Source organism: Frankia canadensis (assembly GCF_900197875.1).
Lineage (GTDB): Bacteria > Actinomycetota > Actinomycetes > Frankiales > Frankiaceae > Frankia > Frankia canadensis.
Genome location: NZ_FZMO01000001.1, coordinates 45,355 through 61,467 on the forward strand (window position 1 = coordinate 45,355; position 16,113 = coordinate 61,467).

General features: G+C 68.1%; 13 protein-coding genes. 9 read left to right on the forward strand and 4 right to left on the reverse strand.

The window, feature by feature from the left end; translation table 11 throughout:
* The first annotated feature begins 5 nt into the window (after positions 1–5).
* From C1A33_RS00190 to C1A33_RS00220, 7 genes are all read left to right on the forward strand, one after another.
* Positions 6–566, forward strand: a complete 561-nt coding sequence (locus C1A33_RS00190) for a cysteine hydrolase family protein (RefSeq protein WP_133150516.1) — start codon at positions 6–8, stop codon at positions 564–566.
* 213 nt (positions 567–779) lie between these two features.
* Positions 780–1,796, forward strand: a complete 1,017-nt coding sequence (locus tag C1A33_RS00195) for a PDR/VanB family oxidoreductase (protein ID WP_101829491.1) — start codon at positions 780–782, stop codon at positions 1,794–1,796.
* Between the two features lie 102 nt (positions 1,797–1,898).
* Complete coding sequence (locus C1A33_RS00200; protein ID WP_101829492.1) at positions 1,899–2,870, forward strand: aminopeptidase; 972 nt, start codon at positions 1,899–1,901, stop codon at positions 2,868–2,870.
* A 61-nt stretch (positions 2,871–2,931) separates the two neighbouring features.
* On the forward strand, positions 2,932–4,404 hold the full coding sequence (locus tag C1A33_RS00205; protein WP_207770080.1) for an aldehyde dehydrogenase family protein: 1,473 nt from the start codon (positions 2,932–2,934) through the stop codon (positions 4,402–4,404).
* 30 nt (positions 4,405–4,434) lie between these two features.
* A complete protein-coding gene (locus C1A33_RS00210) occupies positions 4,435–5,385 on the forward strand; it encodes an MBL fold metallo-hydrolase (RefSeq protein ID WP_101829493.1) in 951 nt (316 codons plus the stop codon).
* A gap of 33 nt (positions 5,386–5,418) precedes the next feature.
* Positions 5,419–6,183: an SDR family oxidoreductase gene (locus tag C1A33_RS00215; RefSeq protein ID WP_243407040.1), complete on the forward strand. Its 765-nt coding sequence runs from the start codon at positions 5,419–5,421 to the stop codon at positions 6,181–6,183.
* A gap of 112 nt (positions 6,184–6,295) precedes the next feature.
* Entirely contained in the window at positions 6,296–7,924 is a 1,629-nt protein-coding gene (locus C1A33_RS00220; RefSeq protein WP_207770081.1) for a long-chain-fatty-acid--CoA ligase, read from the forward strand.
* Positions 7,925–8,526: 602 nt separating this feature from the next.
* Here C1A33_RS00220 and C1A33_RS00225 read toward each other — a convergent pair.
* The 4 genes from C1A33_RS00225 to C1A33_RS00240 all read right to left on the reverse strand — a co-directional run bounded on the left by C1A33_RS00225 (position 8,527) and on the right by C1A33_RS00240 (position 12,450).
* Complete coding sequence (locus C1A33_RS00225; RefSeq protein WP_133150517.1) at positions 8,527–8,979, reverse strand: limonene-1,2-epoxide hydrolase family protein; 453 nt, start codon at positions 8,977–8,979, stop codon at positions 8,527–8,529.
* A gap of 86 nt (positions 8,980–9,065) precedes the next feature.
* Positions 9,066–10,748, reverse strand: a complete 1,683-nt coding sequence (locus C1A33_RS00230; RefSeq protein WP_101829496.1) for a GMC family oxidoreductase — start codon at positions 10,746–10,748, stop codon at positions 9,066–9,068.
* A 1-nt stretch (position 10,749) separates the two neighbouring features.
* Positions 10,750–11,103 (reverse strand): hypothetical protein, encoded by a 354-nt coding sequence (locus C1A33_RS00235; RefSeq protein ID WP_101829497.1) that lies wholly within the window; start codon positions 11,101–11,103, stop codon positions 10,750–10,752.
* Between the two features lie 126 nt (positions 11,104–11,229).
* Positions 11,230–12,450, reverse strand: a complete 1,221-nt coding sequence (locus C1A33_RS00240; RefSeq protein ID WP_101829498.1) for an amidohydrolase family protein — start codon at positions 12,448–12,450, stop codon at positions 11,230–11,232.
* A 743-nt stretch (positions 12,451–13,193) separates the two neighbouring features.
* Between C1A33_RS00240 and C1A33_RS00245 the strand changes: the two genes are divergently transcribed.
* Positions 13,194–14,867: a thiamine pyrophosphate-binding protein gene (locus tag C1A33_RS00245; protein WP_101829499.1), complete on the forward strand. Its 1,674-nt coding sequence runs from the start codon at positions 13,194–13,196 to the stop codon at positions 14,865–14,867.
* 104 nt (positions 14,868–14,971) lie between these two features.
* Positions 14,972–16,111 (forward strand): acyl-CoA dehydrogenase family protein, encoded by a 1,140-nt coding sequence (locus tag C1A33_RS00250; RefSeq protein WP_101829500.1) that lies wholly within the window; start codon positions 14,972–14,974, stop codon positions 16,109–16,111.
* The last annotated feature ends 2 nt before the right edge of the window (positions 16,112–16,113 follow it).

Genomic DNA, 16,113 nt, shown 5'->3' on the forward strand with positions numbered 1-16,113 from the left:
TGACGGTGGCCAGATCCAGGGCGCTGCTCATGCTCGATCTGAGTAGCCAGACCACGCGGCCGGACGGCTCCTTCGGGCAGCTGATCTCGCCACCGTCGGTCCTCGATGACGTGGTCGAGCCGCTGCGGCACGCGCTGGCCGCGGCGCGCTCGGCGGCCGACACGGTGGTGTGGGTGCTGCCCAGCCCCGACTTCATCCGCCTGATGTCCGGACGCGACGCGGCCGAGCGGGACGCCTCGCCGGACCCGTTGATCGGAGTGCCGGGCCCGGGCGAGCCCCTCGCCCTGAAGGACGGCATCGGTGCCTTCGCCGGCGGTCAGCTCCAGGCCGAACTGGAGCGTGCCGGGGTCGAGGAGATCGTCCTGGTCGGCATCGCGACGCAGTACGTCGTCCGGGCCACGGCGGAGGAGGGCCTGGCGCTCGGCTACCGGGTGAGCGTGCTGGAGGACTGCTGCGTCGACCTGACGCCGCAGGTGCACGCCCAGACGATCGACGCGTTGCGCTCATCCTGTCGCGTCGCGACGTCGGCGGAGTTCTGGACGTACACGGCTGCCTCCGAGCCGTGATTCCCGCTCTGGAGGTGCTCGGCTTGGCACGGGCACGGCGCTTCCTGGAGTCGCCGGTCCGAGCCTCCGGTGACTCGCCGATGTCGTGTCCCCTGCCGCGAGCCGGAGCGACGGCTCGCCGTCGACCTCCCCGAGGTCCCGAGTTCCACCGCTCACGGCATTGCACCAGCGTACGGGTAACTGATCGACCGCACTGCCCTCAGGAGAGCAACCATGCTTGCTGACTCAACCGCCGACGCCGTCGGCACGTCGGTGTCCGTCGCGGTCGACCCGGCGTCCGGAGGCGAGCGGGAGCTCACCCTCGAGATCGCCGAGGTCCGGGCCGTGGCGACCGACGTGATCGCGCTGACGCTCGTCGATCCGTCCGGGCACGAGCTGCCCGCGTGGAGCCCTGGCGCACACATCGACGTCGAGATCGGCTCCTTCGTCCGCCAGTACTCGCTGTGCGGCGACCCCGCCGACCTGAGCCGGTGGCGGATCGCGGTGCTCAGAGAGCCGAACGGCAGGGGCGGCTCGCAGCTCGTCCACGACACGGCGCGCGCCGGGCTTCCCGTGGCGGTCCGGGGCCCGCGCAACCACTTCGAGCTGCGCCCCGCGGACGAGTACGTCTTCGTCGCGGGCGGCATCGGGATCACGCCGCTGTTGCCGATGGTCGCGGCCGCGCACAGTGCGGGCAAGCCATGGCGACTCGTCTACGGCGGCCGCGCGGCCGAACGTATGTCGTTCGTCGACGAGCTCGCGCGTTACGGGGAGCAGGTGCGCCTGCAGCCCGAGGACGTCTTCGGCCAGCTCGACCTCGAGAGGATCGTCGCTGAGAGCCCCGCCGGCACGTCGATCTATGCCTGTGGACCGACCGGTCTGCTCAACCGGCTCGAGGAGGTCTGCGCGGCGCGGGCGGACATCGCCCTGCACGTCGAGCGGTTCAGCGCGAACCCCGACGCGCTCGCTGATCCGACGCGGCGCCGTCCGTTTCAGCTCATCGCCCGGACATCCGGTGTCACGATCCAGGTGCCTGCCGACAAGACCATCGTCGAGGCGCTGGAGGATGCCGGTGTCGAGGTCCTCACCTCGTGCGAAGAGGGCATCTGCGGCACGTGTGAGACCCGGATCGTCGCCGGCGTGGCCGAGCACCACGATTCGGTGCTGGAGGACGACGAGCGAGCCGGCAACCAGGTCATGATGATCTGCGTGTCACGGGCAGCCACCGAGTCACTGACCCTGGAGATCTGAGTCGCCGTCCGCACCAACGCGGACGACTGCCGGGCTCGACCGACAGCCAGCGGTAGACCTACGTCCTGAATGCAGGATGCAAAAGAAGCGCGGAGGAACAGGATGACACCGCAGGAACGCATCGGCGCGGTAGCCCAGCGAGCGATTCAGAAATACCTGGCGGTCACGCCTGGGGAGCAGGTGGTCATCCTCGTGGACACCGTCACCTCGCCGTCGATCCCGATCGCGCTCAGTGAGGCGACCCTGGCAGCGGGCGCCGAGCCGATCGTCATCACCATCGCTCCGCGGCGCACCAGCGGTGAGGACTTGCCGAAGTCCGTGCTTGACGCCGTGGTGGCGGCGAACGTCGTCATCAGCGCATGCAGCAGGTCGCCTTACCACTCGAGTCTCAAGCCGTTGGCCCAGGAGGCCGGGGTCCGGGGAGCGCTGAACTCGCCACCCCATGAGTCGGGCTGGTCGGACGGCGCTATGCAGTACGACTTCATCGAGCTTCGGCAGCCGGCCGCGAAGCTACGCAAGATCCTCACCGAGGGGTCGACGGCGCGCGTGACCGCGCCGAACGGTACCGACATCACCATGTCGATCGCGGACCGCAAGGCGGTCGGATGGCTGTCCGGAATCGCGGAGAACCCCTGCGAGACGATGGCCTGGCCGGGCGGGGAGGTGTCCCTGCCGCCGGTTGAGGGCACGGCCGAGGGCCAGGTGGTCGTCGAGGTGGCCATGACCGACGTCGGGGGAGTGGCCGAGCCGATCCTGTGGACCGTGAGCAAGGGCGAGGTCGCTGAGATCAAGGGCGGGGTGGAAGCCGAACACCTGCGCCGCATCATCGAGGGTGTCCCCAACGCCCTCAACATCGGCGAGCTCGGTATCGGGATCAACCCCGGAGCTCGGTTGGTGGACGACATCACCGAAGCCAAGAAGCGGCGCGGCACGGCACACATCGCGATGGGCGACAGCGCGAATGGCTACGGCGGCAACGTGGTCTGTGACCTTCATCTGGACGGTCTCGTTCCGAACGTCACCATCCGCATCGACGGTGAGCTGGTCGTCGAGGACGGCGTGCTGAAGTTTTGACGATGGGTTAGCGGCCGGTCATAGATTCGCGCGCTTTCCGCAAACAAAAGGAGGCAGAGCGGTGAGGAACGTCGAGGACCACAGTGCGCTCGCCGTGAAGGTGCTTCCGGACATCGGCCTCTACATCGGTGGCGAGGTAGTCTCGACCGGCGCGGGTGGAACCCTCGAACGCGTCGATCCGACGACCGGGCAGAAGCTCGCCGAGTTTCCCGTGGCCGGGTCGCCCGAGGTCGATCGGGCGGTTCGCGCGGCGCGGCTGGCGTTTCCGGCGTGGCGGCGGTCACCCGCGGACCGACGCCGGGCGATCCTCGGCCAGGTCGCCGCCACTCTTCGTGAGCACGAGTCCGAGCTCAAGCAGATCAGCGCGCTCGAGACCGGAACGCCCCTGGCCACGAGCCGTCTCGCGCAGGCGATCGACTACTTCGAGTACTACGCCGGATGGTGCGACAAGTTCGCCGGTGAGCTGGTCGCGACGTATCCACGAGAGGCGCTGGACTACGTCAGGTACGAGCCGTATGGCGTCATCGGGGCGTTGGTGACCTGGAACGGACCTGTCATCAATGCGGCGATGAAGCTCGCGCCGGCACTTGCCGCGGGCAACACGGTCGTGCTCAAGTCTCCCGAGCTCGGACCGTTCGCCCTCATGCGTTTCGCCCAGCTCCTCACCGAGGCGGGCATCCCGGACGGCGTTGTCAACATCATTACTGGTGACGCGGATACCGCCAAGGCCATCATCAGACACCCCGACGTGGCCAAGGTGTCCTTCACCGGCGGGCCGGGCACCGCCCGGAAGGTGATGGGCCTGGCCGCAGAGTCACTCACTCCAGTCTGCCTGGAGCTGGGCGGGAAGTCGGCCAATCTTGTGTTCGAGGACGCCGATCTCGACCGGGCAAGCCAGATGGCGGCGTTGATGAGCACCGTGCTGGGGGCGGGTCAGGGCTGCCTGTTCCCGACGCGCCTGCTTGTGCAGGAATCCGTGTACGAGGACGTCATCGGCCGGGTCAAGGCGGTCGCCGAAGGGGCGCGGATGGGCGACCCGCTGGACCCGGAGACGGTCATGGGCCCGGTGATCAGCGCGGCCGCGGTGCGTCGGATCGGGACGTATGTCGACGAGGCGAGGCAGACGGCCCGTGTGGTCGCCGGCGCCGATGCCGTGGCCGACAGGCTGCCCGCCGGCAACTTCGTGGCGCCCACCGTGTTCGCGGACGTGGCGAACGACAGCCGCCTGGCGCGCGAGGAGGTCTTCGGCCCGGTGCTGGCCGTGACCCCGTTCGCCACCGAGGACGAAGCCGTCGCGCTGGCCAACGATTCGAGCTATGGCCTGGCCGGCTACGTGCACACGCGGGACCTGATCCGGGCCCATCGGGTCGCCGACCGGCTGGACGCCGGCTACATCAGCGTGAACGCGTTCCCCCAGATGAGTGCCAGCGCGCCGTTCGGGGGGACGAAGGCTAGCGGATTCGGCCGGGAGGGCGGACGTGCCGGCATCGAGGAGTTCGTACACCACAAGAACATCCAGATCGCACTTGAGTAGCCCAGGGAGTGCTCGGCTGGTGGGCGCGGCGTGAACCGACACGCCGGCGACGCGCGCGACGGGGACTCCAGCGAGTCGGACCACGTCGGCCAGCACGCGCATCCGCAGCCGCTCGCCCACCATCCGCTCGGCGGCGACCCGTTCACGACGCTCGCCACGATGCGGCTCCCGGTGGGCACGCGGACGCTTCTCGGGATGTCGGACGGGTTCTTCTCGCTGGAGACTGTTCCCCGCTTTCTCGGGACGCCCGACAACCCGACGGCGTTGCACGACGATTTGGTGGCCAGCGGGATCTCACCGGCCCGGATGCCGATCGGCTGTTTCCTGTGGCCAGGTGAGAAGAACGTGCTGATCGACGCAGGATACGGTCCGCGCATCGGAGGCTCGGGCGCGATGATCGGTGGCCAGCTGCCGGCGCACCTGCGCCATTTCGGCTTCTCGTTCGACGACATCGACGTGGTGGCGCTTAGCCACCTACACGCCGACCACACCGGATGGATCGCCGATCAGCATGGCGAGCCCCTGTTCCGGAACGCGCAGGTCGTCCTCGGCCGCGCCGACTGGGACTACTTCGTCGTGTCCGACCGGCTGAAGGCATCCGCCGCACATGTCCGGCAGGCGCTCGTCACGATGGCCGAGCAGGGGCGGGTGACCCTGGTGGACGAGGACGTCACCATCGCGCCCGGCGTCCGGCTGGTCGGCGGTCCCGGTCACACGCCCGGGCACTCGCTCTACGTGCTGGAGGCCGACGGCGACCGGGCGATCCTGTTCGGTGACGCGATCTATTGCCCGGCGCAGCTGACCGACACGGACTGGGCGGCCTCCAGCGACGTCGACCCGGTCGCGGCCAAGCGTACTCGCGAGGCATATCTCCGCGAACTTGATCAGAACGGAGGTCTCGCGGTCGGCTGCCACTTCCCGGGGCTACGAGCGGGCCGAGTGCTCAGCGGAGCGTGGCAGAGCGAGCGCGGGCAACAATGAGAAGGGCCTGAAATGACGAGAGTCCGCGGCGTCATGCGGCTGTTTGATCTTTCAGGTCGAACGGCGGTCGTCACCGGCGGCGCCACGGGAATCGGGACGCACATGGCGACGGCGCTGGCCGAAGCCGGCGCGAACATCGTCGTCTGCGCGCGCGACGGCGCGCGCTGCGAGCAGACCGCGTCTCAGATCGCCGATCTGGGCGTCAAGTCCCTGGGGCTGAGCTGCAACGTCGCCGATCCCGACGACGTGACCGGCCTGATCGCCACGGTCGTCGAGCGCTTCGGCGGCATCGACATCCTCGTCAACAACGCCGGGGCGACATGGGGTGCCCCGGCCGAGGAGCAGCCGCTCGCCGGCTGGCGGAAGGTCATCGACGTCAATCTGACCGGCACCTTCCTGGTAACGCAGGCCGCGGGACGCGTGATGCTGGAGCGCGGCGGCGGCAAGATCGTGAATGTCGCCTCGGTGGCGGCGCTGCGCGGCGCCCCGCCGTCGATTCGGCAGGCGGCCGCCTATTCGGCGTCGAAGGGCGGGGTGGTCGCGCTCACCCGTGACCTGGCCTGTCAGTGGGGCGGTCGCGGGGTCAACGTCAACGCGGTGGCCCCTGGCTGGTTCCCGACCGCGATGTCTAGCTACACCCTGGACAAGGCCGGCGAGCAGATCCTCGACGGCGTACCGCTCCGCCGCTACGGCGGAGCGGACGACATCAAGGGCGCGGTGCTCTTCCTGGCGTCAGCCGCGTCGGACTACGTAACCGGACAGGTCATCGTGGTCGACGGCGGGAAGAGCGTCTGGTGACGGCGTTACCCCTTGCCACCCGGGGGCGTGGCGGCTTTGGCCAGGAGCGCGGCCGTGCGGCTCGTGGCCAGGCGGCACGGCACGGGCACGTGATGCGCGAGGGGCGTGGGTCGTGGACGGCCTGACGATGGACTATCAACTCGGCATTGACGCGATCGCGCGGCGCGCCGAGTCGTTGGCGGGAAGTCGAGCCATCGTGGGATATGGCGCCGACGGGCAGGCCAGGCGGTCGACCTGGGCCGAGACGCTGTCGCGGGCGCGGCGTCTCGGGGCGGCGCTGACGGCGCTGGGGGTGCGCCAGGGCGAGCCGGTGGCGACGCTGTGCTGGAACTCCATCGAGCATCTCGAGGCGTACTTCGGCGTGCCCCTGGTCGGGGCGGTGCTGCACACGGTCAACACGAGGTTGAGCGCCCGCGACGTCGCGTTCATCCTCAACGACGCGGGCAGCCGAGTCCTCATCGTCGACGAGACGCTCCTGGACCTGGCCGAGGAGGCGCGCGAACTCGCACCGCTGGATCACGTCATCGTCGTGGGCGACCGGCTGCCCGCGTGGGCGGTCGGGTACGAAGACCTGCTCGCGGAAGCGGTGGACGAGGGGACCGATCCGCCGCGTATCGACGAGCGGCAGGCATGCACGCTCTGTTACACAAGTGGCACCACGGGTAATCCCAAGGGGGTTGTTTATTCGCACCGGGCGCTCGCGATCCAGTCTCTCGCTCTGATGGCCGTGGATCTTCACGGTATTCGCGAGTCCGACACGATTCTGGTCGTGGTGCCGATGTTCCACGCCAACGCCTGGGGGCATCCGTACGCCGCCGCGCTCGCGGGCGCGACGCTGGTGCTGCCACACCGGGACCTGTCACCCGGCAACCTGTTGACGCTCATCGAGCGCCACGGCGTGACGCACACCGGTGGAGTGTCCACGGTGTGGGAGGGCGTCCTCCAGCTCCTCGACGCGGAGCCCGGCCGTTACGACACGTCGAGCCTGCGGATCCTGCGGTTCGGCGGGGCCCCCGTCGCCCCGAGCGTTATGCGCCGCCTCGAGGAGTGCCATGGCATTCCGGTGGTCCAGGGCTTCGGGATGACCGAGATGAGCCCGATGGGCTCCATGGCGGTGCTCACCAGCGCCTTTGACGGCGCGAGCGCCGACGAACGGTGGGCGCAGCGGGCGAAGCAGGGCCGCCCGATTCCCTTCCTGGATGTGCGGGCACGCAACGACGCCGGCCTGGTGCCCTGGGACGGCCGGACGGCGGGGGAGCTGGAGGTGCGCGGCGCGTCGGTCACCGGCGGGTACCTGCACGAGCGCGGCGCGGATTCCTTCACGGCGGACGGCTGGCTGCTGACCGGTGACATCGTCACGATCGATCCGCACGGATTCATCCAGATCGTCGACCGGGCCAAGGACCTCATCAAGTCCGGTGGGGAGTGGATCAGCTCGATCGCGCTGGAGGCCTCCCTGTGCACGCATCCCGCGGTCGTCGACGCGGCGGTCATCGCGATTCCGGACGCACGCTGGGGGGAGCGTCCGCTCGCGTGCGTCGTGACCAGGCCCGGCGCGCACCCGACCGCGCGTGAGCTGCGGGACCATCTTGCCCCCGAGTATCCGAGCTGGTGGCTGCCCACCAGGTTCGAATACCTCGACGAGATCCCCCGGACAGCCGCGGGGAAGATCCGTAAGGCGGACCTTCGCGCGGCGCTGCCAGTGGAATCCGGCGACGATCGGCAGAGCGCGGATTCATGATGGGCGGAATCCTGGAGTTCAAAGAGTGAGTACCGGGCGTGTGCCCGGGACCGCGGACCAGGCGTACGCCCGGCGCTATCGTCATGTCCTCGTCGACCAGGGTCGCCCGCCCCTGCTCGGCCATCGTGAGGAGCGCCTGCCTGATATGCGCGTCGGACGGGGCCGTCGCTGATCTGACACGACGAAGTAGTTCCAGTTGGCACGGCCGAGAACGATGTGGGCCCGCTCCAGTACGGCAGGGCCCGTACCGCAGCCTGGACGGCCTCGCCCGCCTGGTTGGCCGCGGACAGGCGCATCCGCCCGAATGGCAGCTCGGTCGTCGAAGTCAATGGCCTCGAGGTCCGCCCCGTCCGCCTCGCGCCACTCCCGTCGATGAATGCCGACTCTCGCTCGATCACGCGCTGCCTGCCACTTGTCCGAAGAGGATGTCGCGAAACGGAATGCGCCGAACCCTCCCATCGCATTGCAGGCTGTTCGCAATCCCGTTGACGAATCCCCATGCAGACCGAGCCAGAGGTCCGGCCGCGACCGAGTACGAGCTCGCCTCGTTCGTTTGGCCAGCCGCTGGCCGCTCTGGACTGCCCCTCGAGGTCTATCGCGAACTACGCCAGAGCCGCCCGGGCGCGCTCGAGGTATGTCCGGTACTCCTGCCAGGACACGCCCAGCGCGCTCAGGCTGCTCGTCACGTCGTAATAGTCGCGCCATAGGGCGATCTTGCCGTCGGCCACGTCCCATCTCGAGCAGACCAACCACTCGTGAGCGTCGATTGTGGGGAAGGTTCCTGCTGGGAAGCGGAAGTAGTCGCTGCGCTCGGCAAAGACCACGCCGCCGTCCTCGATCAGAGAAAGGATCTTGAAGTCGGTCTCCACGCAGATGCTCAGCTTCGACTGCATCCGAGAGACGATCTCGTTGACGCCGACGGCCCGGTGGAACTGCCCGGTCAGCGGGACGTTCTCGAAGACGGTCTCCGGTGTCAGGAAGGGCCGGAGATTGCTGGCGTCCAGACTCGCGAACGCGGCGCAGAACTTCCGTACGACATCTCCTGCGGCTCCCATGAATCTCTCCTTGCTCACTGGATGTCCTCGACACCGGTATGATTCCGAGGATGCGGTCCGCCGCCGGCCTAGAGCGGTCTTACTTCTTAGCGGCCGAGGATCAGATCGGCGCCTTTCTCGGCGATCATGATGGTCGGGGCGTTCGTGTTCCCGCTCGTCAGCGTCGGCATGACCGAGGCATCCACGACGCGTAGGTTCTCCACTCCGCGTACGCGCAGGGTGGGGTCGAGTGGCGCGGTCGGGTTGGAGCTCATGTGTACGGTCCCGGCGGCGTGCGAGCCGCGGTGTGCGAACTTGCGCAGCCACTGGCGCAGGTCGTCCTCGGATTGGGCGACCGCTCCTGGTAGTTCCTCGCTGGTGACGTATTTGCTCAGGCTGGGCTGGGTGAAGATCTCCCGGGCGGTCAGGCAGGCGTTGACGAGGCCCTGCAGGTCGTCGGGATGGCCGATCAGCTCGTGGTGGATCGTCGGCGGGTCGGCGGGGTTGGCCGAGCGCAGTCCGACGCGGCCGCGTCCCTTGGGATGCGTGACCGACGGGATGACGATCACGCTGGACGTGCGCAGCAGCTGCATGTCGTGCACGTCGTGGTCATAGGCCGCGGAGGACGCGAGCACGGCCTGGAACTTCTCGTACTCGCTCAGTTCCGCACTGTCGGGTAGCGCTGTCGACATTTTTTTTATCTTGCCGGAGTTCACGCCGAACGGGCCGAAGAGGATCTCGATCTCGGTGCGATCCTTGCTACCGGCGAAAACCACCGCGTGCCCCAGGGATGCCGTCGCCGCTCCGCGGCCTCGGATGACGAAATTCAGCCCGTGCTTCACCATTCCGGCCGGCGTGACCTCACGATTCAGGGTGCGCATGGTGACGCCATATAACATGTGTGCATATGGGTGTTCCTGCAGGTTCTCGCCCATCAGTGGGGAGTCGGCCACCACGGGGATGCCGAGCTCCGTCAGCCGCCCGGCCGGCCCGACACCCGAGAGCATCAGCAGCTTCGGCGAGCCGATGCTGCCCGCGCTGACGATCACCTCCGTGCTGGCGTGCGCGCGCTTGACCTCGCCCTGATGGAGGTATTCGACGCCGACCGCCCGCGTCCCCTCGAACAGCAGACGCGAGGCGACGGCATTGGTGTGGACGGTGAGATTGCGCCTCCGCGCCGCTCGGGCCAGGTAGGCCCGGGCCGTGCTGGCCCGCCAGCCCCGGCGCTGGCTGGCCTGCCCCCGGGAGACGCCGAGTTGAGTCTGCCCGTTGTAGTCCGGGTTCAACGCATGTCCGGCCTCGACGGCGGCATCGATGAACGACGTGGTCAGAGGATGGTCGACCCGGATCGGGCTCACCGACTGCGGCCCCTGCGACCCACGGTAGCCAGGGTCGCCGACGCCGTGGAAATGCTCGGCGCGTTTGAAGTAAGGCAGCACATTGGCATACGACCAGCCATCGCAGCCGGCCTTGGCCCACTCGTCGAAATCCGCCGGGTCGCCCCGCACCCAGACCATCCCGTTGATGGAGCTGCCGCCACCGAGCACCTTGCCCGCAGCCCAGGTGTCGACATGGCCACCGCGGGACGCGTCCGGCTCGGCACGGTACTGCCAGTCGTACTTGCGGCTAAGCCGCTGCGTACCCGCCGGAATTCGGATGTTGGGCGACCGGTCATGACCGCCGGCCTCCAACAACAGCACCGACGCACCCGAATCGGCACTGAGCCGGTAGGCCAGCACACAGCCAGCGGTGCCGCCGCCCACGATGATGTAGTCAAACGTCGTGGTCATCTCAGGCCATGCTCGGAGCCAGCGCCACACGCGGCGCGCCGTCCAGGAAGGTCGCCCGAACCTCGATATACGGGTCGAGGCGCTCCGGGCCGAACTCACGCCCGATACCCGACGCCATCCGCTTCTTGCGTGACATCGCCGGCCACGGACCGGAGTCGAACGCGGCCCGCGCGGCAGCAACCGCCACCTCGATCTCGGCGAGAGGGGCCCGAGCGAACGCGTCTTCCGTGCTCGAGTCCACCAAGTCGATCATCTGCTCATCGCCGACCCGGACCCAGTGTCCCGCGACATAGACGTCCGACAGGGTGATAAGCGCGTTGGTACCCACCGCATTTGCGTCCGTCGAATCGGTCATAACGATCCCTGCTCCCACAGCTCAACTGGCGGCCGCAGAGTCCACCTTCGGTTCGCGGTCATGATTGACGGCGAGGTTATCCGGCTCGATGGCGCCAACCGGTGGCGCCGCGTTGATCGTGGCCGGTCAGCGGGTGATTCCCCAGCGGTGAAGGCCGTAGACCTCGATGGCATTGCCGCGAATCAGCTGGTAGATCTCGTCCTGCGAGAGTCCCGCCCCGGTCACGAGTTTTTCCGCCATCTTCTTGGAATGCGGAAAGCTGGTGTCGCCGTGGGGGTAGTCGGTTTCGAACATGATCTGCCCCATGCCGATCTGGTCGCGCATCCGCAGGCCTGCGACGTCGTCGAAGACGCAGCCGTACACGTGGCCTTCGATGTAGTGGCTCGGCGCTTTGGGTAGGCGGGTACGGATGTTCTCTTCGAACAGGTCGCCGAGTTCCCACTCGTTGTCGAGGCGGCCGGCGATGAAGGGAATCCAGCCGACCTGCCCCTCCGTGAGAGCGATCTTGAGGGTGGGGAAAATTTCGAACAGGCCCGAGGCCAGCCAGTCCGTGAAGGCGACCTGGCAGTTCTGGAAACTCAGTGACTTCGGCACGAGGCCGGGGGAGTCGGGGCCCGTGCGTGGCCAGGTCGAGGAGGACCCGATGTGCATGTTGACGACCGTGTCGGTTTCCTCGCAGGCCTGCCAGAGCGGGTTCCAGTAGCCGGAGTGGATGCTGGGTAGGCCGAGGTATGGCGGGCATTCGGAGAAGGCGACGGCATGTGCACCCTTCGCCGCGCAGCGGTGGACCTCGTCGACCGAAAGCTTGATGTCCCACAGCGGGATGAGTGTCAGGGGGATGAGGCGTCCGTAGCCGTCACCCGCGGACCACTCGTCGATCATCCAGTCATTGTAGGCCTGGACGCACAGCAGCGCCAGTTCCTTGTCGTGAGCTTCAAGGAAGGTCTGTCCGCAAAAACGGGAGACCGATGGGAAGCAGATCGCCGCCTCGGTGTGGTTGAGGTCCATGTCGGCGAGGCGGGCGGACTGGGTGTGGACGCCAGGGGCCATTTCATCGTAGGTGGCCAGGTCCCGGTAGTAGCGGTCGCGTAGCGGCCCGACCTGCGCCTCGCCTACCGGGATGACCTTGCGCACATCCTCGTACTCCCACTGGTCGACCCAGACCGCGTCGGGGGCGTCGGGATCGTCGACGACCCGGTAGCCGTGCTTGCCGGGCTCTGGCCGGCCGAATGTCCGGACGAGCCGCGGACCGACCTCGCGGTAGCGGGCGGGAAGCCTGTCCTGCCAGACTCCCGGAGGCTCGACGACGTGGTCGTCCACAGAAATGATTTTGGGAACGTCGAGCATGGGTACTCCTCGCACCTTCCGCCGAGTGATCGACAGCGTAGCAGACGATCAGCATTGCTGACTGGTGCCAGACGTACTCCCATGATCGCCCGGAGCCCGTCGGCGGGTCGATGCCGCTGACCATCAACGCGGTCCGCCCTCCACTCAGCCCACCTACGCCATCCATGCGACGCCCGCAACCACCCGCCGGCTTCGCGCTGACTGGTCGTCTGGCGACGCCGCCCCCAGGCGCGCGCCCAAGCCAGCCACTGCCGCCGCCAGGAGACAGCTCTACAACTCAACTAATCACAAAAGTCGGGCTGGAGTATTACGCGCAGACCCCTCTGGATATACGCTTAGACCCTTTGATCATCAGATCTCCCCGGTCGGCCGCCCGGTCTGTCGCCGTGCGTCAGTGGGTTTGGTGAGGGCGAGCACGTTCGGCGCAGCGATGGCCGTGCCGTCAAGGCCCTTGCCATGCGACGTCGTGGGCGGTACCGTCAACTTGAACTGTATCCAGGATCCGTGATCCGGGATCCTTTTGACATCACGCGGGCTTGCGCGCACGCTTTGCAACGCCAGGAGGCTTAATGTCTGTCGATCCTGAGCTGGTGTCATCCAGCGACTTCCACCCGTTTCGCTGGGAGGATGCAGAAAACCCTCACGAGGCGCTCCGCGCCGTAAGGCGCGGCGACGGCGTGTTTTGGTAGCGGATGCCTTGACGGGCTGGGCGCGGATGAGGTGCGGACACAGTGAGGAGCGCGATGAGTGGGTCGGACGAGGCGGGGCCGGGTAATCCGAAGAAGGTCTATTCTGTGATCGCCCGTGCGCTTGTCGAGCACGGTACGGAAGTCATCTTCGGCATGCTGGGCGACGCGAACATGATGATCGCGGACGACCTCGCCCGCGTCCACGGAGTGCGGTACGTCAGTACCTCTCGTGAGGACGGCGCGGTGCTGATGGCCGACGGCTATGCGCGTGTCAGCGGACGGCTCGGCGTCGCCACCGTCACCCAGGGGCCTGGGCTGACGAACACGGTCACCGCGCTCGTCGAGGCCGCCCGTGCCCGGACGCCGGTGGTGGTGGTCTGTGGGGACACGCCTCCCGACGTCGACGAGCACCTTCAGGACATCGAGCAGCGTGAGATCGTGCTCGGTTCGGGCGCCGGTTTCGTGCAGGTGCGCTCGGCGCGCACGGCGGCGGGGGACGTCGCCGTCGCGGTGCGCCGGGCCTGGGAGGAACGACGCCCGATCGTGCTCAACGCGCCGACGCACGTGCAGCTGGCCGACGCCGAGGCCGAGTACGTGCCAGTCGCGGCGGAGCAGCCGGGCCGGCAGGCCATCGTTCCCGACCCCGAGGCGCTGGACCGCGCGGTCGGGCTCGTCGCCTCGGCGCGCCGCCCTGTGATCCTCGCCGGCCGCGGAGCGGTGCAGTCCGGTGCCCGGGACACGCTGCTCCGCCTAGCGTCCATTCTCGGGGCGCCGGTGGCGACGACGCTCGGCGCCAAGGACTACTTCGCCGACAGCCCGTTCAACCTGGGCCTGTTCGGGACGCTGTCGACGAGCGTGGCGACCACCGAGATCCTCAAGGCCGACTGTGTCGTGGCGTTCGGGGCGAGCCTGAACAGGTTCACCGCCGCCGACGGGTCCTTCCTCAAGGACAGGCGGGTGGTCCAGGTCGACACGGACCCCACGGCGATCGCCCGGTGGCGGTCCGTGGACGTGGGGATCTTCGCCGACGCCACCGCCACCGCGGCCGCGATGTGCGAGTACCTCCAGGAGATGGACGCCCAGCCGTCGTCGTTCTGTTCCCCGGCACTCGCCGAGGCTCTCGCGGGCTTCCAGGCCGAGCGCGAGTTCCGCGACCGGAGCACGGAGACAACCGTCGATCTGCGGACCGCGCTGATCCGACTCGACAAACTGTTACCGGCGGACCGCGGGGTCGCCTCCGACGCCGGCATGTTCTGCACCGCGGTGTGGCGGTACCTGCACGTCCCGGAACCGGCCGCGTTCGTCTGGGCCAACAACTTCGGGTCGGTGGGGCTGTGCCTCGCCGAGGCAGTCGGCGCGGCTGTCGCCGCACCGGGCCGACCGTCCGTCGCCGTCATGGGGGACGGCGGATTCATGATGGGCGGAATCCTGGAGTTCAACACCGCGGTCCGCCACGGGCTCGATCTGATCGTGATCGTGGTGAACGACGGTGCTTATGGGGCGGAGTACTACAACCTGACGGAACTGGGGATGGATCCGGCGCTGGCCTGGATGTCCTGGCCCGACTTCGCCGCCGTCGCCGACGCACTGGGCGGCAGGGGGATGACGGTCCATTCCCTGGCGGACCTGGAGCTCGTGTCCGAGGCGGTCGCGAAGCGGGACCGACCGCTGCTCATCGACCTACGCGTCGACGTGGAGGTGTCGGCCTCGGTCCGACGTCAGGGCTGACCGACTCGCGCGAGTCCCACCACCTGCTCGGACCGCCGGCCACGCCAGCGGATCACTCTCCCGCCATACCACCAAGGCGGCACACCATATGCGGGGCAAATATCATGGACCTGTCGTTATCGGAAAAAGAGACGGCGTTCCGGAACGAGCTGCTCGACTGGCTCGCCGCCAATCCCAGCGGACAGCCGTCCGGTCCCGGCCAGGACGAGCAGTTCGAACACCGGCGAGCCTGGCAGCGGCGGCTGGCCTCGGGCGGCTGGTCGGCGGTCCACTGGCCGGTCGAACACGGCGGCCGGGCCGCCTCCCTGACCGAGTCCGCGATCTTCTTTGAAGAGATCGCGCGGGCCGGCGCACCTCTTCCGGCGAACGTGCTCGGACTGCTTCTCGCGGGACCCACGCTCATGCAGTGCGGCACGCCGGAACAGCGGGACCGCTTTCTGCAGCCGATCGTCACCGGTGACGAGATCTGGTGCCAGGGTTTCAGCGAGCCCGAGGCTGGTTCTGACCTGGCGTCGCTGCGAACCCGGGCAGTTCTGGACGGCGACACCTGGGTCCTCAACGGCCAGAAGCTCTGGACGAGCTATGCACGGTACGCGCGATGGTGCATGTGTCTCGCGCGCAGCGACACCGACGCTCCGAAGCACAAGGGCCTCACATATTTCCTCCTGGACATGAAGCAGGAGGGTGTGCGGGTGCGCCCGCTCCGGGACATCACCGGCGCGGCTCATTTTAACGAGGTTTTTCTCGACAACGCGCTCGTTCCGCGTGATCTCGTCCTCGGCGGGGTGGGCAACGGCTGGCGGACGGCCCTGACGACACTCAGCAACGAGCGTTCCGGTCTCGCGTTCTTCCATCAGGTGCAGATGCGCCAGCTCCTCGATCGCCTCGCCGCCGTGGCGGTCGCCCGCGGGTCGTTCGCGGATCTTCGCGTGAAAGACGCGCTCGGCGAGCTCTACACGCGGGTCGAGGCATTGCGGCTGACGGCGTATCGAGGGCTGGCGACCATCGAGCGGCACGGCCAGCCCGGCCCGGAGAGCGCGGTGACGAAGCTGATGTGGTCGGCGACGAACCAGCAACTCACCCAGCTCGCGGTCGACGTCCTGGGCCCGGACGCACTGCAGGAAGGCCCAGGATGGGGCTACGAGCTGCTGCGGTCCAAGGGCAACAGCATCGAGGGCGGCACCACCGAGATCCTCAAGAGCACTGTCGCGGAGCGCGTGCTGTCGCTGCCGCGGTCACGGTGAGG

Excerpts from the sequence above, each read along its gene's own strand:
- C1A33_RS00195 (WP_101829491.1), top strand. The coding sequence starts at position 780 with ATGCTTGCTGACTCAACCGCCGACGCCGTCGGCACGTCGGTGTCCGTC.
- C1A33_RS00200 (WP_101829492.1), top strand. The coding sequence starts at position 1,899 with ATGACACCGCAGGAACGCATCGGCGCGGTAGCCCAGCGAGCGATTCAG.
- C1A33_RS00215 (WP_243407040.1), top strand. The coding sequence starts at position 5,419 with ATGCGGCTGTTTGATCTTTCAGGTCGAACGGCGGTCGTCACCGGCGGC.
- C1A33_RS00225 (WP_133150517.1), bottom strand. The coding sequence starts at position 8,979 with ATGGGAGCCGCAGGAGATGTCGTACGGAAGTTCTGCGCCGCGTTCGCG.
- C1A33_RS00230 (WP_101829496.1), bottom strand. The coding sequence starts at position 10,748 with ATGACCACGACGTTTGACTACATCATCGTGGGCGGCGGCACCGCTGGC.
- C1A33_RS00235 (WP_101829497.1), bottom strand. The coding sequence starts at position 11,103 with ATGACCGATTCGACGGACGCAAATGCGGTGGGTACCAACGCGCTTATC.
- C1A33_RS00240 (WP_101829498.1), bottom strand. The coding sequence starts at position 12,450 with ATGCTCGACGTTCCCAAAATCATTTCTGTGGACGACCACGTCGTCGAG.
- C1A33_RS00245 (WP_101829499.1), top strand. The coding sequence starts at position 13,194 with ATGAGTGGGTCGGACGAGGCGGGGCCGGGTAATCCGAAGAAGGTCTAT.
- C1A33_RS00250 (WP_101829500.1), top strand. The coding sequence starts at position 14,972 with ATGGACCTGTCGTTATCGGAAAAAGAGACGGCGTTCCGGAACGAGCTG.